Annotated in this window: 21 protein-coding genes; 11 read left to right on the top strand and 10 right to left on the bottom strand. The window is 73.1% G+C overall.

The window, feature by feature from the left end:
* On the top strand, positions 1 to 410 hold a 410-nt coding region (locus WML84_RS04000), incomplete at its 5' end, for an AraC family transcriptional regulator (RefSeq protein ID WP_347344853.1).
* Positions 411 to 617: 207 nt separating this feature from the next.
* On the opposite strand, the gene WML84_RS03995 is transcribed toward WML84_RS04000, so the two are convergent.
* From WML84_RS03995 to WML84_RS03985, 3 genes are all read right to left on the bottom strand, one after another.
* On the bottom strand, positions 618 to 1697 hold the full coding sequence (locus WML84_RS03995) for a tellurite resistance/C4-dicarboxylate transporter family protein (protein ID WP_347344852.1): 1080 nt from the start codon (positions 1695 to 1697) through the stop codon (positions 618 to 620).
* Between the two features lie 167 nt (positions 1698 to 1864).
* Entirely contained in the window at positions 1865 to 3241 is a 1377-nt protein-coding gene (locus tag WML84_RS03990) for an MFS transporter (protein ID WP_347344851.1), read from the bottom strand.
* Positions 3242 to 3376: 135 nt separating this feature from the next.
* Complete coding sequence (locus WML84_RS03985; RefSeq protein WP_347344850.1) at positions 3377 to 4531, bottom strand: helix-turn-helix domain-containing protein; 1155 nt, start codon at positions 4529 to 4531, stop codon at positions 3377 to 3379.
* A gap of 174 nt (positions 4532 to 4705) precedes the next feature.
* On the opposite strand from WML84_RS03985, the gene WML84_RS03980 reads away from it, so the two are divergent.
* The 4 genes from WML84_RS03980 to WML84_RS03965 all read left to right on the top strand — a co-directional run bounded on the left by WML84_RS03980 (position 4706) and on the right by WML84_RS03965 (position 7276).
* Complete coding sequence (locus WML84_RS03980) at positions 4706 to 5020, top strand: pyrimidine/purine nucleoside phosphorylase (RefSeq protein WP_347344849.1); 315 nt, start codon at positions 4706 to 4708, stop codon at positions 5018 to 5020.
* A 56-nt stretch (positions 5021 to 5076) separates the two neighbouring features.
* Positions 5077 to 5496, top strand: coding sequence for a helix-turn-helix domain-containing protein (locus tag WML84_RS03975; protein ID WP_347344848.1), 420 nt, complete (start codon positions 5077 to 5079; stop codon positions 5494 to 5496).
* Between the two features lie 137 nt (positions 5497 to 5633).
* Entirely contained in the window at positions 5634 to 6257 is a 624-nt protein-coding gene (locus WML84_RS03970; protein ID WP_347344847.1) for a DUF333 domain-containing protein, read from the top strand.
* Entirely contained in the window at positions 6254 to 7276 is a 1023-nt protein-coding gene (locus WML84_RS03965) for a 1-aminocyclopropane-1-carboxylate deaminase (protein WP_347344846.1), read from the top strand. The genes WML84_RS03970 and WML84_RS03965 overlap by 4 nt, the downstream gene beginning before the upstream one ends.
* Before the next feature lie 177 nt (positions 7277 to 7453).
* Here the strand turns inward: WML84_RS03965 and WML84_RS03960 are convergent, their stop codons facing one another.
* From WML84_RS03960 to WML84_RS03930, 7 genes are all read right to left on the bottom strand, one after another.
* Positions 7454 to 8572 (bottom strand): methyltransferase, encoded by a 1119-nt coding sequence (locus WML84_RS03960; RefSeq protein WP_347344845.1) that lies wholly within the window; start codon positions 8570 to 8572, stop codon positions 7454 to 7456.
* Complete coding sequence (locus tag WML84_RS03955) at positions 8569 to 9846, bottom strand: DUF4921 family protein (RefSeq protein WP_347344844.1); 1278 nt, start codon at positions 9844 to 9846, stop codon at positions 8569 to 8571. The genes WML84_RS03960 and WML84_RS03955 overlap by 4 nt, the downstream gene beginning before the upstream one ends.
* A gap of 110 nt (positions 9847 to 9956) precedes the next feature.
* A complete protein-coding gene (locus WML84_RS03950; RefSeq protein WP_347344843.1) occupies positions 9957 to 10832 on the bottom strand; it encodes an NYN domain-containing protein in 876 nt (291 codons plus the stop codon).
* Complete coding sequence (locus WML84_RS03945; protein WP_347344842.1) at positions 10832 to 11815, bottom strand: Gfo/Idh/MocA family oxidoreductase; 984 nt, start codon at positions 11813 to 11815, stop codon at positions 10832 to 10834. Before WML84_RS03945 ends, WML84_RS03950 begins: the two co-directional genes overlap by 1 nt.
* Positions 11816 to 11844: 29 nt before the next feature.
* On the bottom strand, positions 11845 to 12786 hold the full coding sequence (locus WML84_RS03940) for a zinc-binding dehydrogenase (protein WP_347344841.1): 942 nt from the start codon (positions 12784 to 12786) through the stop codon (positions 11845 to 11847).
* Between the two features lie 51 nt (positions 12787 to 12837).
* Complete coding sequence (gene hrpA, locus WML84_RS03935) at positions 12838 to 16836, bottom strand: ATP-dependent RNA helicase HrpA (RefSeq protein ID WP_347344840.1); 3999 nt, start codon at positions 16834 to 16836, stop codon at positions 12838 to 12840.
* A gap of 105 nt (positions 16837 to 16941) precedes the next feature.
* A complete protein-coding gene (locus tag WML84_RS03930; RefSeq protein ID WP_347344839.1) occupies positions 16942 to 17622 on the bottom strand; it encodes a hypothetical protein in 681 nt (226 codons plus the stop codon).
* Positions 17623 to 17840: 218 nt separating this feature from the next.
* Here WML84_RS03930 and WML84_RS03925 point away from each other — a divergent pair, with 218 nt between their 5' ends.
* From WML84_RS03925 to WML84_RS03900, 6 genes are all read left to right on the top strand, one after another.
* Positions 17841 to 18524: a hypothetical protein gene (locus WML84_RS03925; protein ID WP_347344838.1), complete on the top strand. Its 684-nt coding sequence runs from the start codon at positions 17841 to 17843 to the stop codon at positions 18522 to 18524.
* Positions 18517 to 18813 (top strand): transcriptional regulator, encoded by a 297-nt coding sequence (locus WML84_RS03920; protein ID WP_347344837.1) that lies wholly within the window; start codon positions 18517 to 18519, stop codon positions 18811 to 18813. The genes WML84_RS03925 and WML84_RS03920 overlap by 8 nt, the downstream gene beginning before the upstream one ends.
* On the top strand, positions 18810 to 19718 hold the full coding sequence (locus WML84_RS03915; RefSeq protein ID WP_347344836.1) for an ABC transporter ATP-binding protein: 909 nt from the start codon (positions 18810 to 18812) through the stop codon (positions 19716 to 19718). Before WML84_RS03920 ends, WML84_RS03915 begins: the two co-directional genes overlap by 4 nt.
* The gene (locus WML84_RS03910) at positions 19715 to 20494 is read left to right on the top strand and encodes an ABC transporter permease (RefSeq protein ID WP_347344835.1); all 780 of its coding nucleotides are present in this window, start codon (positions 19715 to 19717) and stop codon (positions 20492 to 20494) included. The genes WML84_RS03915 and WML84_RS03910 overlap by 4 nt, the downstream gene beginning before the upstream one ends.
* 45 nt (positions 20495 to 20539) lie before the next feature.
* The gene (locus tag WML84_RS03905; protein ID WP_347344834.1) at positions 20540 to 21376 is read left to right on the top strand and encodes an aldo/keto reductase; all 837 of its coding nucleotides are present in this window, start codon (positions 20540 to 20542) and stop codon (positions 21374 to 21376) included.
* A 4-nt stretch (positions 21377 to 21380) separates the two neighbouring features.
* Positions 21381 to 22783 (top strand): DUF255 domain-containing protein (locus WML84_RS03900; protein ID WP_347344833.1); only part of this gene is annotated, 1403 nt, incomplete at its 3' end.

Raw genomic sequence — 22783 nt, 5'->3', positions numbered from 1 at the left:
CCACCAGGCTCGCCGACATCCTGGTCGTCCAGGCGATACGCGCATGGATCGCCAGTGATCTCGATGCCGGTGCGGGTTGGCTCGGCGCTCTCCAGGACGAGAGGATCGGCCGCGCGCTCCAGTCCATCCACGACGAGCCGGGCCGTGAGTGGACGCTCGAACGCCTCGCCCACGTCGCAGCGATGTCTCGATCGTCGTTCAGCACCCGCTTCACCGAGCTCGTCGGCGAAGCGCCGATCGCCTACCTCACCCGCTGGCGGATGAACGTCGCCCACACGAGACTCCGCGACGAGAACACCACCGCAGCCAGACTCGCCACCGAGCTCGGCTACCGGTCAGAGGCCGCATTCAGCCGCGCCTTCACCCGGGTCATCGGGAGCACCCCCGGATCCGTGCGACGCCAACGGTGAGGTCTCGGCTCGCCGCGTAGAGCGCGGGCGGGATGCCGCTGCCACCGCTGCAGCGACGGCCAGGATCGCCGCCGAGGCGATGAACGACGCGTCGGGCAGGAGCGACTGATTCTCGATGCTGAGGAGCGCGATCGTTCCGGCGGTTCCGGCGGGTGCGGCGAAGGCGGCGACGATGGCCGGTTCGGAGGGCGCGCACAGCGTGGGCGTTCACGCCGCAGGCGGGCGGCGGAGCACGGTGCGCCAGAGGTTGGCGAGCATCGCGACGAACGTGATCGCCCAGGCGCCGAGCGCCACCCAGCTCTCGCCGAGACCGATCGCGTGCACGATCGGGAGGCGGTCGACGTCGCCGAGGAACTCCGAGCCGACGCCGTACATGCCGAGCGGGAAGACGATGCTCCACAGCGTCGCCTCGTACCGCAGCGGCACCCGATGGCGCACGTGGCGCCAGTACCCGGCGACGACGAGCGGTGGGATGAGCCACGTCCCGAACGCCCAGAAGAACACCGCGGCGCCCGCGATGAGGCCGCGCGTCGCGTCGACCATCGGCGCGTCCGCCATCTCGACGATGCGCGCCCCCGCGACCACCGTGATCGCGGTCGCGCCCATGGCGACCCAGTACGGCGGCGTGAGGTGCTCGGGCCGGAACGGGTAGGCGAGGAGGCGCACCCCGACGAACACGCCGACCGCGCAGTACAGGAACGTGCCGACCGACCACGAGAACACCGCCAGGAGCGCCATGGCGTCGCGCCCGGTGTCGAGCTCGACCTGAAGCGTCGCGGCGAGCACGGCGATGGACTGGCTGGCGACCGCCCAGATGAACCAGGTGCCGTTCGCGGTCCCGAGCGCCGTCTGCCCCGAGCGGCCGAGCACGGCGGTCCAGGGCACGGTGTAGCCGAGCAGGATCCACGCGATCGCGGCGACGAGCAGCAGCACGAGCGCGAGGTCGTGGAAGCCCTCGGTGCTGAGCCGGCTCCCCAGCACGCACGTGGCGGCGACGAACGTGAAGAACCCGAACGCGCGCGCGGGGTCGGCGAAGTCGGCCGCCATCGCCGCGCGGTGGCGGATCGCACGGACGACGTTCACCGCGACGAGGGTGACGTACGCGATCGCGGCGATGCCGAGCAGGACGACGGATGCGGCATCCCACCCGTTGGTCTGCAACGACACCGACACGATGCCGGTCGCCATGACGAGCGCGAAGTACCCGGGCGTCGCGCCACGGACAGCGGCATCGGCGCGGGCTCGGAGCGTGTCGTCGACACGGCCTCCGGCGGTCTCCAGCGACATGGCCTCACGGTACGCCACGGGCCCGATGCGGCTCGCGCGGTTCCACCGCGCTTATTCGCGAGAAGCCACTGGTGCGTCGAGACCGCAGGTACTGCATGCGGTCTCGACGCACCGATGGAGTCTCGCGGATGCGGGGCGTCCGCCGCGCGGGCGACGGATCAGACGGATCAGTTCGTCGGGATCGGCTGCGTCCCGACCTCGCTCTGCACGTCGACGAGGTCGGTGCGTGCGGTCTCGGCGCTCATCAGCAGGCCGATCAGCGAGAGCACGCCCACGAAGATGAGGAAGAACGCCGGCGAGCTCGGGTTGCCGGTCGTCGCGATCAACCAGGTGCCGATGAAGGGCGCCACGCCGCCGAACAGCATCGCGCCGACGTTGAACGGCAGTGCGAAGCCGAGGTAGCGCGAGCGCGTGCCGAACATCTCGGTGAAGAACGAGGGGAAGACGGCGTCGTTCATCGCGAAGAACACGAGCGACACGATCAGCACGGTGGTCGCGAGCAGCACGCCCCCGAGCGAGAACAGCGACATGATCGGGTACGCGAGCACGATGAACGCGATGCTCGAGATCATCAGCGTCCGCTTGCGGCCGATGCGATCGGAGAAGTGCGCGGCGACCGGGATCAGCCCGAGGTAGACCACGAGCCCGATCGTGACGACCAGCGTCGAGCTGGCCTCGCTCATGTGCGCCTGCTCGATGAGGAAGGTCGGGATGTAACTGAGCAGCAGGTAGTAGGCCCCGGCGTTCAGCGACATCACCAGCAGCGTCTTGATCATCGACGGAAGGCTCTTCGCGACCTCCGCCCAGCGGCTCGTGGGCGCCGTGCGTGCGCGGCTCCTGGCCGCGAGCTCGCGCTCCCGCTGCTCGAGCTCCTGGATGCGCCGGAACTGCGGCGTGTCCTCGAGACGCGATCGCAGCCAGAGGCCGAGGATGCCGAGCGGACCGGCGACGATGAAGGGGATGCGCCAGCCCCACGTCTGCATGAACTCGGGCGACATCGTGGCGTAGAAGACCGTGGCCATGAGCGAGGCGAGCAGGAAGCCCGCCGCCGCGGCCATCGGCACGACGCTCGTGAGGAGCCCCCGCCGCTTCGGCGGCGCGTACTCGGCGATGAACGTGCCCGCGCCCGCGTACTCGCCCGATGCCGAGAAGCTCTGGGTCATCCGCAGCAGGAGGAGCAGGGCCGGTGCGGCGAGGCCGATGACCGTGTAGTCGGGGATGAAGCCGATCAGGAACGTCGATCCGGACATGATCAGGATCGTCGTCGCGAGGATCGTCTTGCGACCGAGCCGGTCGCCGAGGCTGCCCCAGATGAAGGCGCCGATCGGGCGGACGAGGAACGAGAGCGCGAAGATCGCGAAGGTGCTCAAGAGGGCCGCCGTGCGGTCCTCGGAGGGGAAGAAGACGACGGCGATCGTGGTGGCGAGATAGCTGTAGCTCGCATAGTCGAAGTACTCGAGCAGCGTGCCGAGCCCGCCGGCCACGAGGACGCGACGCAGGACGGATCGGTCCGCCTGCTCGGTGGTGGGTGGGGGAGTGGACATCTCTGATTCCTCGTCGGGTGCCGGGTGGTGCGGGCGTTCAGCCCTGGATTAAGCACATGGTCCCAGCGAACGCGGCAACGCAGAATGGCCAGAGCGGCCAAACGGGACGCATCGACTTGTCCAGAGCGTCCAGCGTCAGGAGTCCGAGCCGAACCCGCGCGCCTTCAGCGCGAGCCACAGCTCGGTCTGCGTGTCGACGCTGTCGAGGTCGTGTCCGGTGAGCTGGGCGATGCGCTCGATGCGGTTGCGGATGGTGTGCCGGTGCACGCCCATGCGCGCGGCGGTCGCCTCGACGGAACGCCGTTCCACGAGCCAGGTGTGCAGGGTGCGCAGGAGCGCGTCGCCGCCGCGCGTGCGCTCGACGGGCGAGAGCGCGGCGTCGACGAAGGCCGCGAGGTACTCGGGAGCGGCGACGCGCAGGAGGAAGTCGTGCGACGTGCCGTCGCGGTACTCGATCGGCGCACCGACCCGCCGGCTCGTCTCCAGCGCGAGTGCCGCCTGGCGCATCGTCCGTGCGGCGTGCTGCGGCGCCACGGGCGTGCCGACGCCGATCGGCGCGTCGAGCCCGTACTCGGCGAGCGTCTGACGGGGGTCGAAGGGCACCAGGCACTCCACGATCCGCTCGCGACGGCGGATGAGCGGGGCGGTGAGGATCACCGCGAGGTCGTCGACGAGCACCTCGGCGTGCGTCTCGGTCCTGGCCTCGATGGCGAGACCCCGGAGCTCCGCGACGTCGATGCCGAGTCCGCGCAGCATCGCCCGGATGCCGCCCTCGTCGCTGAGCGCCAGCACGCGGGCGAGCTGCTCCGCGCGCAGCCGGCGCGCCGGCTCGTCGAGCAGCCAGTGGCGCTCGTACTCGAGGGCGAGCAGCGAGCGCAGCGCCGGTGCCGCGAGCTCGGCCGCGCCCTGCCCTGACGGCATCCGCACGAGGAAGCCGCGGACGGTGTCGTTGCCGGCGAAGGGGCTGATCTCGAGCGCGCTCGCCGTGTCGTGGCTCAGCGGCAGCCTGAGCACCTCTCCGATCCGGGGCGCGCCGGTGGCGAGGCCGTCCGCCACGGTGGTCAGCAGCTCGGGCGGGAAGGCGCCGTTGCGTCCGAGCACGTGCGCGAGCCGATCGAAGACCGCGGCCGGCTCGCTCGTCTGCTGCTGCCAGCCGCTCAGCAGGCGATCGATGCCCCCGCCCCGCGCCACGATCGTGGTCAGCTCGATCTGGAGCGCGAGGGCGCGCCGTAGTGCGGCCTGTTCGGGGTTCTCGGTGTCGGTGGCTGCCGACCCGTCGGCGGCGTCCATGACGCGAGCGTAGCAAGACGACAGCGAGATCTCGCCCGCGGGGAGCCCACACGATCACCGATTTGTACATCGAGGCGATTCATCGGTCGTCGCCGCCTTCCTATGCTCGATGTCGGGCCGCGCCGCGGCCGGCCCCGACCAGACCACGCACGACAAGATCGATGAGGAGCGCTCGTGATCGGACAGAACGAGTACTACGACGGACAGGTCCGGAGCCTCGAGTTCCACAACGAGCAGGGCAACTTCACGGTGGGCGTCATGGAGCCGGGCGAATGGCGGTTCGAGGCGCCGGTGACCGAGTGGATGCTGCTCGTGCGCGGCAGCTGGGACGTGCAGCAGCCCGCGGGCCAGGGCGAGTGGAAGACCTACACCGAGGGCGAGCAGTTCGAGGTGCCCGGGGGCACCGACTTCACCGTCCGGGTGACCGACACCGTCGCCTATCTCTGCCCCTACACGGGCGAGTTCCTCGGGTGGCTGAGCGCCGAGTAGCCACCCGCCCTGCGGCGCGCCGGACGGTCGCCGCCCGGGTCGCTACGATGAGCGTCATGTCCGAACGGCCGCCGCTCAGTCCCGTGATCGGTCTGCTGACCGTCGCGGCGATCTGGGAGACCCGGCTCGCCGAGAAGCTGCGCGGCCTCGGCATCTCGACCCGCAAGTACGGCCTGCTCGGTCACATCGACGCGACGCCGGGCATCTCGTTCTCTGAGTTGGCGCGCCGCTCGAGCATCACGGTGCAGTCCGCGCACACGGCGGTCCGCACGCTCGTCGACGACGGGCTGGTGGAGGATGCCACGCGGCACGCCGGCACGGCATCCGACCTCCGCGTCACCGCGCACGGGGCCGAGGTGCTGGCGGTCGCGCACGCGCGGCTCGCCGAGCTCGACGCGTGGCTCGCGGACGACTTCCCCGAGCTCGCGGTCGTGCTGGCGGCCAGCCGCGCCGCCGTGCTCCGTCCGCCGGCCTGAGCCGCGGACCGGACGCCCCGCGGCGTCGTGCGCGTTCGCTCCGGCACGCCACCGCGTCACGACCGGCCGAGCGTCCGCCTCGCGACACCACGACGAGTCGCCCGTGCTCGCGGCGGCGCGCGCACTAGGGTGCAGGCATGATCGCACGCTCTGCCGCCTGCGCCGCGGCGCTCCTGCTCGCCGTGACGCTCGCCGGGTGCGTGCCCGAGCCCGCGCCCACCCCGTCGCCGACGCCGACCGCCACGGCGACTCCGACACCCACGCCATCGCCGACGACGACCTCCGACGCGACGCCCGAGGTGCAGTACTGCACGGAGCACGGCGGCACGGTCGTGGAGTTCACCCCGTCGCCGACGGACGCGGCCGAGCACACCGACTGGACGCCGATCGCGAACCCCGTCGCGGCGTGCCGCTTCCAGCAGGGGAGCGGCGAGTCCGCGTCACAGCTCGACGTGGACCTCGTGACCCTGTACGCGGAGGAGCCGACGATGGCCGCGTACGCGTATCTGTCCAAGAAGCCGCTGCCGTCGGGCGGCGACGGCGCGAACCCGGCGTCGATGCTGTGCATGAACCTCGACGGCGAGGAGCTCACGCTCACCCCGGCCGGCGGCTCGGCCGACGCGGCCGTGACGGCATGCCGGTTCGGCGACGGATCGTTCATCGACGAGTGGGCGATCGCCTACTACAGCGGCGGCGTCGTGCGCGGCGCGGACCTCGCCGAGCTGTTCCGGTTCGATCCCACCCAGGTGCCGTCGGCATGAGCCTCGCAGACTTCCCCCGGCATCCGCTCACGTTCGGGCCGAGCCCGATCCACCCGCTCGACCGCCTGAGCGCGCACCTCGGCGGCGCTCGCGTATGGGCCAAGCGCGAGGACGTCTCGAGCGGCCTCGCGTTCGGCGGCAACAAGGTCCGCAAGCTCGAGTACCTCGTGCCCGACATCCTCGCGCAGGGCGCCGACACGCTCGTCTCGATCGGCGGCGTGCAGTCGAACCACACCCGCCAGGTCGCCGCCGTGGCGGCCCACCTGGGTCTGAAGGCGGTGCTCGTGCAGGAGCACTGGGTCGACTGGCCGGATGCCGTGAACGACCGCGTCGGCAACATCCTGCTCTCGCGCCTCATGGGCGCCGACGTGCGTCTCTCGCCGGCCGGGTTCGACATCGGCTTCCGCGACTCGTGGCGGGAGGCGATCGCCGAGGTGGAGCTCTCCGGCGGCCGGCCGTACGCGATCCCCGCGGGCGCGAGCGACCACCCGCTCGGCGGCCTCGGCTTCGCGAACTGGGCCCACGAGGTCCGCGCGCAGGAGGAGCGGCTCGGCGTGTTCTTCGACACGATCGTCGTGTGCACCGTCACGGGGTCGACGCACGCCGGCATGATCGCCGGCTTCGCCGACCTCGTGGAGAACGTCGGCGACCGCCCGCGGCGCGTGCTCGGCATCGACGCGTCGGCGACGATCGAGCAGACCCGCGACCAGGTCGCGCGCATCGCGCGGCGCACGGCCGAGGCGATCGGCGTGGGCCGCGACCTGCGCGACGACGAGATCACGGTGCTCGAGGGATGGGCCGGCGACGAGTACGGCATCCCGGTCGCGTCGACCGACGAGGCGATCTTCCTCACCGGGCGCCTGGAGGGTGTGATCCTCGACCCGGTGTACGAGGGCAAGTCCATGGCCGGTCTGATCGACCTCGTCGCCTCGCGCGACATCCCGGCCGACTCGAACGTGCTGTACGCCCATCTCGGCGGTCAGCCGGCGATCAACGCCTACAGCGGCCGCTACCACTGAGCCCCGCGCGCGGCCCGGGGTGCACCCTCCCCGCCACCCCGTCTCCATCTCGCGAGTCACTGCCCTCCTGCCCGCTCACTGCGCTCCTGCGCAGTGAGTCGGCGCGAAGGCAGTGAGTCGGCGGGAGGAGGCGAGATCCAGGGTCTGCAGGGCCGGCGGGGCCGGTCGCCCTGCGGATCAGCGGCGGGTCGAGACGGTCACCGTGAAGCGGGCGTCGCGCGCGACCTGGCGGGTCGGGCCGACGATGCGCTCCAGCGCGGGCCGGTAGCGCAGCGGCGAGTTCCACACGCACCACAGCTCGCCGCCGGGTCGCAGCACGCGCGCCGCGTCGGCGAACAGGCGCGGCGCGACCCGGTCGGACACCGCGGCGCCGCTGTGGAACGGCGGGTTGAGCGCGACGAAGGATGCCGTGGCATCCGCCCGCCGCGCCAGCGCGTCGTCGCGGACGACCTCCACGCGTTCCGTGACGCCGTTCGCCGCCGCGGTCGCGCGCGCCGAGGCCACCGCGACGGCGGACTGGTCGGACGCGTACACGTGGGCGAGCGGATGCCGCAGCGCCAGCGTCGCCGCGACGACCCCGGTCCCGCACGCGAGGTCGACGAACGGGTCGTCAGGCGTGCCGCCGGGGAGCGCCGCGGGAAGGCTCGACAGGAGCAGCCGCGTGCCGCCGTCGACGCGGGCGCCGGCGAACGCGCCGCCGTACGCGCACACGACGAGGTCGCCGTCGCGCGCCGTCGCGGGCTCCGGGTCGCGCCCGCCGTGCGGCTCGCGCGCGACGAGCACGCGGGACTTCTGCCGCGCGTGGGTCACGTCCACGCGGCCGAACACGTCGCCGAGCACGTCGTTCATGGCGAGCGACATGTGCTTGACGCGTCCGCCCGCGTACACGACGACGCCCGGATCGGCGTGCGCGGCCACGAGCTGCGCGATGTCGCGGAGCGCGTCGAGCGAGCGGGGAAGCCGCAGCAGCACCACGCGCGCGTCGCGCACGAGCGGGGCGCCGAGCTCGAGACTCTCGAACCGGCCGGCGAGGCCCGTACGGGCCGCGTTCGCGGTGAGCGCGCGCTCGCCGGTCAGCGCGTCCTGATGCACGCGGATCGCGTCGGCGCCGTCATGGGCCGACGCGAGCGTCAGGGCGCCGTGGGTGTCGCCGATCACGACGAGCCCGCCCGGGGCGAGCCCGACGCGCGCGAGGGCGGACTCGTCCAGGATCAGGCGGTCGGCGGCATCCGTCGCCACGAGACCCGGCCCCTCCAGGTCGGGCTCGCGCCGCAGCGCGTCGAACGGGAACGTCACACGTCATCCGGCTCGGCGTAGCGCAGGCGCGTGTCGTGCTCGGTGCACTCGTCGCCGATGCGGATGCCGGCGGCGATGCGCCCCTCGGCGCGCAGCGACTCGAGCGCCGCGACCGCGCGGCGGCGGAGCTCCCACGGGTCGATCGTGTTGACGAAGATCTTCGTGCCGCCCTCGAAGCCGGCGGGCGTCGAGATGCGCCACTTCAGCACGACGCGCCACGGCATGGGCCACGGGGCCCCGGGCGGGCGGTAGTGCCACTCCTCGTTGGTCGGCACGTGCGCGCCGGTCGCGGCGTGGAGCGCGTGGACGAGATCCGAGACGGCGCGGATGCCGGCATCCGAGTGCTCGTACGGAAGGTTCGTGCTCGACGTCGAGTACACCTCGAACGACGGGTAGCGGTGTCCCACCCCGGCGACGGCGAACGCGCCGTCGACCGCCGCGACCACGAGCCGCTGGGCGACGGCGAGGTCGGCGATCGCGTGCTGGTAGAGGTGGCGGTCGCTCGAGAGCATGCGCAGCTCACGGTCGACCTGGGGACCGGCCTCGTCGACGGCCACGAGCTGCTTGTGCAGGTGGTCGAACGAGGCGCCCGCCGGGGCGAGCCAGTTCTGGAACACCGAGACGTAGGCCGCGTGCGGCTGCGCCGCCTGGATCGCGGCCAGCGAGCGCACCGTGAACGCGAAGTACGCGGCGTGCTCGTCGGGGGTGAGCGTGCCCGACGAGGCGAGCTGGTCGTCGGTGACGGCGCCGTCGACGACGTGGCGGCGGGCGACGACCACGTCGTGCGAGCCGCCCAGGAGGTCGAGCGCCGCCTCCTCGAGGGACTGGTGCACGCCCGTCGCGGCGGCGCGCCGCGCGGCGAGGCGTTGCAGCTGCTCGCGGCCCACCGGGTCGCTCAGGTACTCCTGCGCCCACTCGATGATCGCGCGCGGCTGGCGGAAGCCGTGGTTCTCGCGCCAGTACTCGGCGGAGACGATCTCGAACAGGTTGCCGAAGCGCCGGAGCTCGGCGACCGTGTCGGACAGCTGCGACGCCGGGACGTGATGCAGCTCCTCGAACCGCGGCCCCACGGCGCGCACCTTCTCGGGCGTGGTCTCGAGGTAGCGGTCGGAGCAGAACGCGCACAGTCGCGCGGCCTCGCCGGGCTCGAGCACGCGCGGCTCGACGCGCGGCGGGACGAGGGCTCGGCCCGCGCGGCCGGGAACGGTCCACACGCGCGTGCCGGTCAGCGGGCCCACCTGCTTGACCGTCCCGTCCGGCAGGCGGACGATCATCGGTTGCGCCGTTACCCCCACCCGTTCAGCTTAGGTGTGCCGGCCGGGATCCGGGGTCGCCGCTCGCTCGCGTCACGATCCCACGACGCCGGGGCGACGAGCGGGCGGGGTCAGGCGATGCGTGCCGGATTCAGCCGCACGTAGCGGATCGTGCCGTCCTCGCGGAGCTCCGCCACCGCGGCGTGCGCCTTCACGAAGTCGGTGAACGACGGATGCCCCAGCTCCTTCTCGCTGAAGGACGGGTCCATGCGCTTGATCAGGTCTTTCAGCGCCGAGGCGTTCGTCCACTCGTCGTCGGTGCGCTCGCGCTCCAGTCGCAGGGCGCGCTCGAGCAGCGCCTCGGCGGGATCGGCCGGCGGGGCGGCGGCGGCCTTGCGCGCCCGGGAGCGCCCGGGGGCCTTCTCCTCGGCGGGCTCCGGCCGCGTCACGCCGGGGAGCGACTCGTACGAGTCGAACCGGTCGCACGCCGCCGCGAGCGCCTTCGCGGTCGAGCCCGCGACCCCGACGCCGACCACGTAGCGTCCCAGCCGCTTGCAGCGCTGGGCGAGCGGCACGTAGTCGCTGTCGCCGGCGACGATGACCACGTGGGTCAGATCGGGCAGGCGGAACATGTCCTCCACGGCATCCACCGCCAGCCGGATGTCGGCGCCGTTCTTGGCGTATGCCGCGGTCGGGAACAGCTGCACGAGGTCGACCGCGCGGGACACGAGCTGCGAGCGGTACTCGGCGTTGATCGGCGCCGACCAGTCGGCGTAGGCGCGCGTGAGCACCAGCGTGCCGAACGAGGCCGCGTACTCGATGATCGCGCCCACGTCGACGGTCGCGGCGCCCAGGCGCGCGGTGATCTCGGTGTCGGTCGAGGCGGACTGGATGCGGGTGCGATCCCGGCCGAACGAGCCGCGTCCGTGGATGCGGTCGTACCAGCTCAGCACGATGTTGTCGAAGTCGAAGTAGACCGCGACGCGTGCGCCCGACGCCTCGGCCATCACGCCTCCCCGGGGTAGGTCAGGCCGATCTGTCGGCGGATCTCGTCGAGCGTGCCCATGATCGCGACCGTCTCGTCGATGGGGAGGATCTCGCCCGTGCGGCGTCCCTCGGCGACGAGCCGCTCGGCCTCGAACGCCTCGAACTGCATGCCGCGGCCCTCGATCGTGGAGACGTGCTCCTCGACGACGGTGCCGTCGTGACGGACGACCCGGAACGACGTGGGCATGTACCAGCGGTCGTCGATGTCGATGCGCGCCTCGGTGCCGAGGACGTGCGCCGTGTTCGGCCCGAGCGTGCGCAGCGACGACACGGTGGACGAGACGGCGCCGGAGGCGTGCGTCATGGCCGTGACGAGCTCGGTGTCGGCGCCGGTGTCGCCGAAGCGCGCGACGGCGCGGACCTCGTCCGGCTCGCCCAGGACGTCCCACACGAACGAGATCGGGTAGATGCCGAGGTCGAGGAGTGCACCGCCGCCGAGTCCCAGCGCGTTGAGCCGATGGGCGGGGTCGGTCGAGAGCGCGTTGGTGTGCTCGGCCGACACGACGCGCACCTCGCCCAGCGCACCGCTCGCGACGAGCTCGCGGATCCGCACCATGTGCGGCAGGTAGCGCGTCCACATGGCCTCCATGACGAGCAGGCCGTTGTCGGCGGCGAGGTCGCGGAGCGCGACCGCCTCGTCGCGGTCCATCGTGAACGCCTTCTCGACGAGGGCGTGCTTGCCGTGCTGCAGGGCCAGGGCCGCGTGGCGCATGTGGTGCGAGTGCGGCGACGCGACGTACACGATGTCGACGTCGGGGTCGGCGACCAGCTGCTCGTACGAGCCGTGCGCGTGCGGGATGCCGAAGGCCTCGGCGAAGCGTTGCGCCGACTCCTCGCTGCGCGAGCCCACGGCGACGACGTCGAGGCCGGCGAGGCGCAGATCCTCGGTGAAGGCGTGGGCGATGCCACCCGTGGCGAGGATTCCCCAGCGCAGTCCGGTCATGCTGAGAGCTTAGTTCTGGCGCCGCGGTGTCAGGGGATCAGGACGATCTTGCCGTCGGCGCCGGCCTCGAGGAGCCGGTGCGCCTCGGCGGCCTCGGCGAGCGGCAGCCGGGGTCCCAGCTCGACGGTGAAGGCGCCGGCGGCGACGAGGGCGACCGCGACCGGCATCGCCTCGGCGCGCCACGCGCGTTCGAGGACGCTGAGCGGCCGGGGGCTGCCGCCCATGAAGGCACGGATGCCGAGACCCGCGGCGTCCGCGCCGCGCACGAGCGTCGCGATGCGCGCGCGGTCGGCGACCAGCGCGAGCGAGGCCTCGATCGCCTCGTCGGTGCCGGCGATGTCGATCGCCGCGGTCACGCCCTGCGGCGCCGCCGCGCGCACGCGATCGACGAGCCCGTCGCCGTACGCCACCGGGATCCCGCCGAGATCGCGCACGCGTGCGGCGCGCCGGTCGCTCGTGGTGGCGACCACGGTGGCGCCCCACAGCACGGCGAACTGGATGACCGCCTGCCCGACGGCGCCCGATCCGCCGTGGACGAGGAGCGTGTCGCCGGCGCGCACGCCGAGCGACCGCAGCGTCTGATACGCGGTCCCGAACGGGATGCCGAGGGCCGCCCCGACCGCGGCGTCGACCTGCGGCGGGCGGGGCGTGAGCTGCGCGGACGTCACCACGAGGTCGCTCGCGTAGACGCCGGCGGCTCCGAACACGACGACCTCGTCGCCCGGCCGGTAGCCCTCGACCTCGGCGCCGACCGCCGTCACGACCCCGGCGCCGTCGCCGCCGACGCGCCGCGGCTCGGTGATCGGTCCGGACGGGCGCCGGCCGGAGCGGAGCTTCGCGTCGAGCGGGTTGACGCCCACCGCCTCCACGCGCACGGCGATCTCGGCGGCGGCGGGAACGGGCGGCTCGATGTCGGTGAGGGTCAGGACCTCGGGGTCCCCGAACGCGGAGTAGGTGATCGCGACTGCCATGCCTCCCCACTGTACGCGGGGCGTCGCGCGCGGCGGCGGGCGCAGGGCGGTTCAGCGCGCCGCGAGGGCCTTCGCGATGCGCTGCAGCGAGACCGGCTCGGCCGTGCCCAGGTTCTGCGCGAACAGGCTGACGCGGTACTCCTCCAGCAGCCAGCGCGCGTGCACGAGAGCGGATGCCGCATCGGAGGCGACCGGGATGGTGCCGCCGGCCTCGGCGTAGAGGGCCGCGGCGCGCTCGAACTCGGTCATCCGCTGGCGGTCGCGCCCGGGCTGGTCGGCGAGCCCGCGCACGCGATCCCGCGCGGCCTGCAGATAGCGGGGGAGGTGCGCGAGCCGGCCCACGCCGGTCTGGGCGACGAACCCGCGATGGAGGAGGCCGGCGAGCTGCGCCTTGACGTCGCCGAGCGCGCCGAGGAGCGTGAGCGAGTTCTGCTCGCGGACGGCCCGCTCCACCTCGCGCTGCAGGGTCAGGATGCGCGCGCACAGCGACACGGCCGCGAAGAGCTCGTCCATCACGGCGGCCGAGAAGGCGTCGCGCACGACCTCGAACCGCTCCCTCGTGCGCACCGCCGGGTCGGTCCGGGCGATGACGGCGTCGGCGACGGCGACGCGGGCGTCTTCGACGAGCGCTCGCGCGGACGGGTACGGCGAGGCGGCGAGGGCGAGCTTCTCGGGTGCGGTGAGGTGGTCGAGCACGTAGGCGACCGGCGACGGGACGGCGAGCAGCACGAGCCGGCGGATGCCGTCGTGCGTGAGCCGTGCGGCCCGCTCCGGCGTCGCCTCGATGCGGAGCGCGACGCTCGCGCCCCCGTCGACGAGCGCCGGGTAGCCGCGCACGACGCCGCCCGCGACCGGCGTGTCGATGAGGTCGGGGAGCGTGCCGAACGTCCAGTCGGTGAGCCCGGCCTGCTCGACGAAGCGGGACGCCGGGGCTGCCGGCGGCTGGGCCGAGACCGAGGCCGCGGGGCGCGGTGCGGGCGGCGTCGCGGAGGGCCGGGACGCCCTGCCGTCCGGCGTGCGCGCCAGCGAGCGGGAGACGGCATCCCGCGCCCGGCCGGCGAGCAGCGCCTGCAGCTCGGGCAGGTCGCGACCGGACCCGAGGACGCGCCCGCGCTCGTCGACGACGCGGAACGACGGAAGCAGGTGCGGGGGCACGCGGTCGAGGTCGAAGTCGGCCGCGCGCACCGGCTGGTTCGCGACGCGCTGCACGAGCGCGGCGAGGGCCTCGGCCGGGGCGCGCCCGGGCCGGCCGTCGTGCGACTCGGGGCCGGCGCCGTCGAGCCGTTCGCCGAGGCGCGCGGCCCAGTCGGCGGCGGGCACCACGTTGCGGCGGATCGCCTTCGGGAGCGCGCGCAGCAGCGCCGTCACGAGCTCGGCGCGCAGCCCCGGCACCTGCCAGTCGAAGCCGTCCGGGGTCAGCTGGGCCAGGAGCGCCAGCGGCACGACGACGTTCACGCCGTCGTCGGGGGCTCCGGGCTCGAAGCGGTACGCGAGCGTGAGCACCTGGTCGCCCTGCCGCCAGCGCGTCGGGAAGTCGCGCTCGTCGGCGCGTGCGGCGTCGTCGACGAGGTCGCCCTCGGAGAGGTCGAGCAGGCGCGGGGTGCGGGTCGAGGCATCCCGCCACCACGTCTCGAACGACCGCACGTCGAACACGTCGCGCGGCACTCGCGCGTCGTAGAAGCGGAACACCGCCTCGTCGCCGACGAGGATGTCGCGGCGGCGCTCGCGCTCCTCGAGCCGCTCCAGGCGGCGCCGCAGCTCGAGGTTGCGGCGCTCGAACGCGGTGAGGCGCTTGTCGAGGTGCTGGCTGTTCCACTCGCCGTCGACGAGCGCGTGACGCACGAACAGCTCCCGCGCGAGGTCGCGGTCGATGCGTGCGAGCTGCACGCGGCGCCGCGGGATGATCTCGACCCCGAAGAGCGTGACCTTCTCGGCGGCGACGGCGGCCCCGGCATCCTTCGACCAGTGCGGATCGCTGAGGCTCCGGTGCGCGAGGTCGCCGGCGAGCTCCTCGGCCCACGCCGGGTCGATCGCGGCGACCGTGCGGGCGAACAGGCGGGAGGTCTCGACGAGCTCGGCGGCCATGACCGCGTCGGGCGAGGCCTTGCGCAGACCCGAGCCGGGGAAGATCGCGAAGCGGGCGCCGCGGGCGCCGCGGTACTCCGCGCGCGGACGCTGCCCGGGCTTGGTCGCTCCCGACGGCCGCGTGTCGAGGACGCCGATGTGCGACAGCAGTCCGGACAGGATCGCGCGATGCACGGTCGCCGGATCGGCCACGCCGGGGGAGTCCGACGACGGGCCGCCGTCGCGCATGAGCGCGCGCAGCTGCCGGTGCACGTCGAACCATTCCCGCACGCGCACGTAGTTGAGGTGCTCGGCGCGGCACAGACGCCGGAACGCGCTCGAGCCCAGCTCGGCCTGCTGCTCCTGCAGGTGCGTCCACAGGTTCAGGAGCGTGAGGAAGTCGCTCGTCGGGTCGGTGAAGCGTGCGTGGAGGCGGTCGGCCTCGTCACGGCGCTCCTCGGGGCGCTCGCGGACGTCCTGGATCGACAGCCCGGCGACGATCGCGAGCACGTCGCGCGTGACGCCCAGGCGCCGTGCCTCGACGAGCATGCGCGCGAAGCGCGGGTCGATCGGCAGGCGCGCGATCTCGCGGCCGAGCTTCGTGAGCCGCGGCTCGCCACCCTGACGGGCGATCGCGCGCAGCTCGGTGAGGAGGTCGAGCGCGGCCTTCACACCGCGCGAGTCGGGCGGGGTGAGGAACGGGAACGCCGAGATGTCGCCGAAGCCGAGCGCGAGCATCTGCAGGATGACGCTCGCGAGGCTCGTGCGCAGGATCTCCGGCTCGGTGAACTCCGGGCGCTTCTCGAAGTCCTCCTCGGCGTACAGGCGGATCGCGATGCCCGGCGACGTGCGACCGGCGCGGCCCGACCGCTGCTGCGCGGAGGCCTGCGACACGGCCTCGATCGGCAGGCGCTGCACCTTCGACCGCGCGCTGTAGCGCGAGATGCGCGCGGTGCCGGTGTCGACGACGTAGCGGATGCCGGGGACCGTGAGGCTCGTCTCGGCGACGTTCGTGGCGAGGATGACGCGGCGCCGCACGCCCGCGACCTGCGACCGCTCGAACACACGATGCTGCTCGGCGGCCGACAGCCGGCCGAAGAGGGGCAGGACCTCGGTGGGGCGGGGGTGGTTCGCGTACATTCCGCGAACGGCATCCATCGCGTCGCGGATCTCGGCCTCGCCCGGCAGGAACACGAGCACGTCGCCGTCGGCCTCGCGGTCGAGCTCGCGGAGAGCCGCGACGATGCCGTCGACCTCGTCCTCGGTGGACGTCTCGCCGGGTGCCGTCCGGCGGGCGTCGCCGCCGCGCGCGGTCGCCGGACGGGCGCGGCCGGGGCGAGACGGCTCGGACCGGCCGGAGCCGGCATCCGGGTGCTCGTCGACGAGGGGGCGGTAGCGGAGCTCGACCGGATAGGTGCGGCCGGAGACCTCGACGATCGGCGCGGGCCGGCCCTCGATCGCGAAGTGGGCGGCGAAGCTCTCCGGGTCGATCGTGGCGCTCGTGACGATGACCTTGAGGTCGGGGCGCTGGGGGAGGATGCGTTTGAGGTAGCCGATCAGGAAGTCGACGTTGAGCGAGCGCTCGTGCGCCTCGTCGACGATGATCGTGTCGTAGCGGCGCAGCAGCCGGTCGCGGTGGATCTCGTTGAGCAGGATGCCGTCGGTCAGGAGCGCCACGCGCGTGTCGGCCGAGACCTTGTCGGTGAAGCGCACCTTGTAGCCGACCGTGGTGCCGAGCGGCACCTGGAGCTCCTCCGCGATGCGCTCGGCGATCGTGCGCGCCGCGATGCGCCGGGGCTGCGTGTGCGCGATGCTCGTGCGTCCGAGCTCGAGGCAGATCTTGGGCAGCTGCGTCGTCTTGCCCGAGCCGGTCGCGCCGGCGACGATCACGACCTGATGGCCCTCGATCGCGCGGGCGATCTCGTCGCGCGCGGCGCTGACGGGCAGCTCCGGCGGGTACGAGATCACGGGCTCGGGCGTGGACATAGCCTTCCATGGTAGGCCGCGATCCGGCGAGCCTCGCCGAGGGCGGTCACACGCGTCGGCGCGGGCGGCCCCGCCGAGGCGTCGGTCGCCGGACGCGGACGCCCGCTACCGCGCCCAGACCCGCTGCGGGCCGACCGCCGTGAACCCGGCGGCGAGCAGCACGTCCAGCTCGTCGCCCCACGCGTAGTCGGTCACCGGGCGCCCCGGATGGAGCACCCCGGCGCACGCGAGCACCTCCGCGACGTCCGCGGCCGTCGGCGCCGGGCCGCGGGACCAGAGGTTGGACATCCCCGCGACGTCTCCGGCGTCGTGGACGACGGCCCCGGCGACCGGTTCGCCGCCCGCGACGACGGCGAGGACGCGGAACTCCGGACGGGCGAGGGTCGCGGCGGGGAGCACGCCCGCGTAGTCGTGACGGCGACACCACTCGACCAGCAGCCCCTCGTCCTCGACGACGGACCAGCGCCGCGGCCACGTGGCGTCCGCGACGCCGGGATGGTGCAGCCATTCCGCGTCGAGGAGGAGCTCGAAGCCGTGCGGCCCGAGGTCGAGCGTGCCGAAGGAGTCGGCCACCGACCCGTGCGGGTGGCTCGCCATCGCGGCGAGCACGGCGTCGGCGTCGACGTGCCGGGCGAGCGTCTTCGCCGCCGAGTGCCACGGCGGCGGGTCGCCGACCGCGGTCCAGAGCTCTCCGTCGGAACGTACGGAGATCCCGTGCAGGGCGAACACGTCGTCGTACCAGCGTCTGCTGGCCTGGATCGCGGCATCCAGGGGGTCTCGGGTCATGTCGTCGCCTGTCCGTGTGCGGATGCCTGCATGCTGCCCGCCGAACGGGATCCCCCTCCTGAGGCGCTCCGCGCGGCGCCGGACTCCGGTCGTGCGCGGCCACGGGAGGGGTTGACGAGCAAAGAACTTTGAAGTACAAAGTAGTTTATGAACGTTGCGACAGGGTCGAGCGCCCCGGCGCTGGGACTCGCCATCGCCGCCATGAACGGAGCAGGAGCATGACTCGCGAACCGGATCCGACCCCCGTGGACGCCGACGGCGAGTCCACGCCCCTCGACCCCGCTGCCGCCCTTCGCCTCGTCCGCGACCAGCAGCTCGAGATCGAGACGCGCGTCGGCGGCTTCGTGCCCACGATCATGCTCGTGTGGGGCATCGCGTGGCTGTTCGGCTTCGGCGCCGTGTGGCTGAGCGAGGGGATGGACGCCGTCGCCCCGGTCGTCGCGTGGTGGACGTTCGGCGGGCTCATCGCCGTGGCATCCGCTGTCTCGATGTGGCTGGGGATCCGCAGCGGACGGGGCATGCGCACCGCCGACGACTTCACCGGCGCCGTCTACGGCGTGACGTGGACGGTCGGATCGATCGCGATCCTGGTCTTCGCGGCCGGACTGTCGGTCAACGGCATGAGCCGCGAGCTCGCCGCGATCTTCTACCCGTCGGCGTTCATCCTGTTCGCGGGGATCATGTACCTGGTCGCCGGGGCGATCTGGCGGGCGGTGCCGAGCATCGTCCTCGGCGGGCTCGTCGTGCTGATCGCGGTCGTCGCCCCGTTCTTCGGTGCGCCGACCCACTACCTGTTCCTCGCGATCGCCGGCGGCGGGGTGTTCCTCGGGTTCGGACTGGTCGCGCGCATCCGCATGCGGCGGCACAGTCGCCGCTTCGCGAAGGAGTCCGGTCGTGAATGAGCTCGACCCGATCATCCATGCCGCCGCGCGGCTGCGCATCACCGCGGCCCTCGCCACGCTCGACATCGGCGAGAGCATCGCGTTCCCGCGTCTGCAGGAGCTGTTGGACATGACCGCGGGCAACCTGTCGACCCACCTGCGCAAGCTCGAGGACGCCGGTTACGTGGAGGTCGACAAGACGCATCGTGGACGCACGCCGGTCACCTACCTCGCGCTGTCGACGCGCGGCCGGCGCGCGTTCGAGGACTACACCGAGGCACTGCGATCCGTGTTGGGAGAACGAGCATGACCACTCTGGCGAGCTTCGACCATGTCACCCGCCGCTACGGCGACGTCGTCGCCGTCGACGACGTGACGCTCGAGATCGGCGCGGGCGTCATCCTGGGCCTTCTCGGCCCCAACGGAGCCGGCAAGACCACGCTGCTGTCGCTGCTGCAGGGGTTGCGTCGCCCGACGAGCGGCACGGTGACCCTGTTCGGCGGCAGTCCGCTCGACGCGCGCAACCGTCAGCACCTCGGCACGACGCCGCAGGAGACGGCCCTCCCCGACACGCTCCGCGCGGGCGAGGTGATCGACTACGTCGGCGGGCACTTCGCCGACCGCGTGCCGACGGCCGACCTCGCCGCCGAGTTCGGGCTCGGCGACCTGCTGCGCCGTCAGTGCGGCTCGCTGTCGGGCGGCCAGAAGCGGCGCCTCGCGGTCGCGCTCGCCTTCGTCGGGCGTCCGCGGCTCGTGCTGCTGGACGAGCCGACGACCGGGCTCGACGTCGACGGCCGGCGCGCCCTGTGGGACGCGATCCGCCGCCAGCACGACGCGGGCGCCACGATCGTCGTGACGAGCCACTACCTCGAGGAGATCGAGGCGCTCGCCGAGCGCGTCGTCGTGGTCGGCCACGGGCGGCTCCTCGCCGACGACACCGTCGCCGAGATCCTCGCGCGCGTGGGCGTGAGCCAGGTGCGGCTCGTCACGGGCGACGCCACGGCGGTCGCGGAGCTCCCGGGCGTCGTGCACGCCGAGCGCATCGACGACCGCGAGGTGCTGACGGTGACGGACGCCGACGCCTTCGTGCGCGCGCTCGTGCGCTCCGGCATCGACTTCCGCGGCCTCGCCGTGCGGGGCGCGACGCTCGAGGAGGCCTTCCTCGCGCTGACCGAGACCGAGAGACCCGAGTACGAGAGGAAGGACGCCTCATGACCGCCGACAGCCGGCCCGCCGGCCCCTCGACCGTGCGGCTCACGCTGCTGCACGCGAAGTACGACCTCATCGAGACGCTGCGCGTGCCGATCGCTGTCATCGGCACGCTCGTGTTCCCGGCGCTCGCGCTGCTGTTCTTCGTCGTGCCGCAGCGCACGGTCGCCGGCAACGCCGAGTACGCGACGCAGGCCGTCATCGCGCTCGCCGTGTTCGCGGTGATGAGCAACGCGCTGTTCAGCTTCGGCCTGACCATCTCGGAGAACCGCGAGAAGCCGTGGGATCCGTACCTGCGGACGCTGCCGGCCCCCGGCCTCGCGCGCGTGTTCGCGCAGGTCCTCTCGACCGGGATGCTGGGACTCCTGGCCGTGCTGCCGGTCGTGCTCGTCGGCGCGTTCCTCACCGCGGCCGAGGCCTCGCCGCTGCGCGTGCTCGCCGGGATCGTCGCGCTCGCCGTCGCGGCGCTGCCGTTCATGCTCATCGGCACCGCGATCGGCTATGCCCTGCCCTTCAAGGCGGCGATCGCCGTCGTGCAGATCGTGATGTTCTCGTTCGCCTTCATCGGCGGACTGTTCCTGCCGCCGCTCTTCTTCGCGCCCTGGCTCGACGCCGTCTCGCAGTTCACGCCGTCGCGGCACGCGCGCGAGCTCGTCATCTGGGCCGTCCAGGGCGGGAGGCTGGAATGGTGGGTCTGGGTCGGCATCCTCGTCTGGACGGCGATCTCGCTCGCGCTCGCGCTGCTGCTGTTCCGCCGCGACCAGGGCAAGCGCTACCGCTGAGGGATCCCGGCCCGGTGTCGCGGGCCCGCGCATAGTGTGGAAGGCATGACGATTCCCACGCTCACGCTCAACGACGGCCACACGATCCCGCAGCTCGGCTTCGGGGTGTTCAAGGTCGACCCCGCAGAGACCGAGCGCATCGTGCTCGACGCGCTCGATGCCGGCTACCGGCACATCGACACGGCGGCGATCTACGGCAACGAGGAGGGCGTCGGGCGCGCCATCGCGGCGAGCGGCATCCCGCGCGACGAGCTGTTCGTCACCACGAAGCTCTGGAACGACCGGCAGGGCGGCGACGAGCCGCTCGCGGCGATCGACGAGAGCCTCGACAGGCTCGGGCTCGACCACGTCGACCTGTACCTCGTGCACTGGCCGGCGCCCAAGAACGGCGACTACGTCAACGCGTGGGAGAAGCTGGTCGCGATCCGCGAGACGGGAAAGACACGCAGCATCGGCGTCTCCAACCACCTCCCGGCGCACCTGACCGAGATCGTCCAGGCCACCGGCGTGACGCCCGCGGTCGACCAGATCGAGCTGCACCCCGCGTACCAGCAGCGCGAGACCGTCGCGTTCGCGGGCAGCCACGGCATCCTGATCGAGGCATGGGGGCCGCTCGGGCAGGGCAAGTACGACCTGTTCGGCACGCCCGCGGTCGCCGCCGCGGCCGCCGCGCACGGCAAGACGCCGGCCCAGACGGTACTGCGCTGGCACCTGCAGAAGGGCAACATCGTCTTCCCCAAGTCGAACAGCCCCGCGCGCGTGCGCGAGAACCTCGACGTCTTCGACTTCGAGCTGACGCCCGCCGAGATCGCGGCGATCGACGTCCTCGACCCCGGCGACGGGTCGGGCCGCGTGGGCTCGCACCCGAACGACGTGAGCTGACGCCGTGAACCGGCGCCTGGCGGAGTCGGCGAGCCCGTACCTGCGGGCGCACGCCGACAATCCGGTGCCGTGGTTCGCGTGGGGACCGGAGGCCTTCGCCGAGGCCGCCCGTCGCGACGTGCCCGTGCTGGTGTCGATCGGCTACTCGACCTGTCACTGGTGCCACGTGATGGCGCGGGAGTCGTTCCAGGATGCCGCGACCGCCGCCGCGCTCGCCGAGGGGTTCGTGGCGATCAAGGTCGACCGCGAGGAGCATCCCGAGGTCGATGCCGCCTACATGGCCGCCGCGTCCGCGTTCACCGAGAACCTGGGGTGGCCGCTCACGGTGTTCACGACGCCGGACGGCGCGCCGTTCTACGCCGGCACCTACTTCCCGCCCGAGCCGCGCGCGGGACTGGCGTCGTTCCGGCAGGTGCTCGCCGCCATCTCGGAGGCATGGGCCGGTCGCCGCGCGGCGATCGAGGCGACGGCGGATGCCGTGGTGGACGCTCTCGCGAGCGTGCGGGGCGCGCCGGACGGGGACGTCTCCGGCGCGGATGCCGGAGGCGCGCTGGCCGACGCGGCGCGAACGCTCGCGAGCCGAGAAGATCCGCGCTACGGCGGCTTCGCGCCCGCGAACGCGCTCATGACGACGCCGAAGTTCCCGGTGGCGACCGCGTTGCGGTTCCTGCAGGCGCGGGCGGTGCGCGAGGCCGAGCCCGCGGCATCCGCCGTCGCGACCCGTGCCCTCGCCGCGATGGCCGGCTCGCCCCTGCGCGACGCGGTCGACGGCGGCTTCTTCCGCTACGCGACCCGACGCGACTGGACCGTGCCGCACTACGAGCGCATGCTCGTCGACAACGCGCAGCTGCTCGACGTCGCCGTCGCGGAGGGCGACGAGGCGACCGCGCGCGGCGTCGCGGCGTTCCTGCTCGGGTTGCTGCGGCAGCCGTCGGGGGCGTTCGGCGCGGCGCAGGACTCGGAGTCGTGGATCGATGGCGCGCGCAGCGAAGGCGGCTACTACGCGCGGGATGCCGCGGGGCGCGCCGCGCTCGAGCCGCCGGCCGTCGACGGCAAGGTCGTCACGGGCTGGAACGGCCTCGCGATCGGCGCGCTCGCGCGCGCGGGTGCGGCGCTGGGGGAGCGCGAATGGGTCGAGGCCGCGCGTGTCGCGGCGGACGCCGTGCTGCGCCGCAACGTCGAGGCGTCGGGCCGTCTCGTGCGCGCGTCGCTCGGTGAAGTCGTCTCGCCGGCCCCCGCGACGCTCGCCGACCACGGTCAGCTCGCCGGCGGTCTGGTCGCGCTCGCGATCGCGACGGGGGAGGCGGCGTACGCCGTCCGGGCGCGCGAGCTCGTGGCCGCGTGCGTCCGCCCGGACGGCGGACTGGCCGCGCCGGGCGGCGGCGACATCGTGCTGGGACGACGGGG

Origin of the sequence: Microbacterium sp., from assembly GCF_039812165.1 — a bacterium.
In the GTDB taxonomy this organism is placed as follows: domain Bacteria; phylum Actinomycetota; class Actinomycetes; order Actinomycetales; family Microbacteriaceae; genus Microbacterium.
The sequence above is the reverse complement of the archived record's forward strand: the minus strand, read 5'-3'. Positions and strand labels throughout refer to the sequence as shown.

Coding starts and splice junctions, on each gene's coding strand:
- WML84_RS03995 (WP_347344852.1), bottom strand. CDS start 1,697: ATGTCGCTGGAGACCGCCGGAGGCCGTGTCGACGACACGCTCCGAGCC.
- WML84_RS03990 (WP_347344851.1), bottom strand. CDS start 3,241: ATGTCCACTCCCCCACCCACCACCGAGCAGGCGGACCGATCCGTCCTG.
- WML84_RS03985 (WP_347344850.1), bottom strand. CDS start 4,531: ATGGACGCCGCCGACGGGTCGGCAGCCACCGACACCGAGAACCCCGAA.
- WML84_RS03975 (WP_347344848.1), top strand. CDS start 5,077: ATGTCCGAACGGCCGCCGCTCAGTCCCGTGATCGGTCTGCTGACCGTC.
- WML84_RS03970 (WP_347344847.1), top strand. CDS start 5,634: ATGATCGCACGCTCTGCCGCCTGCGCCGCGGCGCTCCTGCTCGCCGTG.
- WML84_RS03965 (WP_347344846.1), top strand. CDS start 6,254: ATGAGCCTCGCAGACTTCCCCCGGCATCCGCTCACGTTCGGGCCGAGC.
- WML84_RS03955 (WP_347344844.1), bottom strand. CDS start 9,846: ATGATCGTCCGCCTGCCGGACGGGACGGTCAAGCAGGTGGGCCCGCTG.
- WML84_RS03950 (WP_347344843.1), bottom strand. CDS start 10,832: ATGGCCGAGGCGTCGGGCGCACGCGTCGCGGTCTACTTCGACTTCGAC.
- WML84_RS03945 (WP_347344842.1), bottom strand. CDS start 11,815: ATGACCGGACTGCGCTGGGGAATCCTCGCCACGGGTGGCATCGCCCAC.
- WML84_RS03940 (WP_347344841.1), bottom strand. CDS start 12,786: ATGGCAGTCGCGATCACCTACTCCGCGTTCGGGGACCCCGAGGTCCTG.
- hrpA (WP_347344840.1), bottom strand. CDS start 16,836: ATGTCCACGCCCGAGCCCGTGATCTCGTACCCGCCGGAGCTGCCCGTC.
- WML84_RS03930 (WP_347344839.1), bottom strand. CDS start 17,622: ATGACCCGAGACCCCCTGGATGCCGCGATCCAGGCCAGCAGACGCTGG.
- WML84_RS03925 (WP_347344838.1), top strand. CDS start 17,841: ATGACTCGCGAACCGGATCCGACCCCCGTGGACGCCGACGGCGAGTCC.
- WML84_RS03915 (WP_347344836.1), top strand. CDS start 18,810: ATGACCACTCTGGCGAGCTTCGACCATGTCACCCGCCGCTACGGCGAC.
- WML84_RS03910 (WP_347344835.1), top strand. CDS start 19,715: ATGACCGCCGACAGCCGGCCCGCCGGCCCCTCGACCGTGCGGCTCACG.
- WML84_RS03905 (WP_347344834.1), top strand. CDS start 20,540: ATGACGATTCCCACGCTCACGCTCAACGACGGCCACACGATCCCGCAG.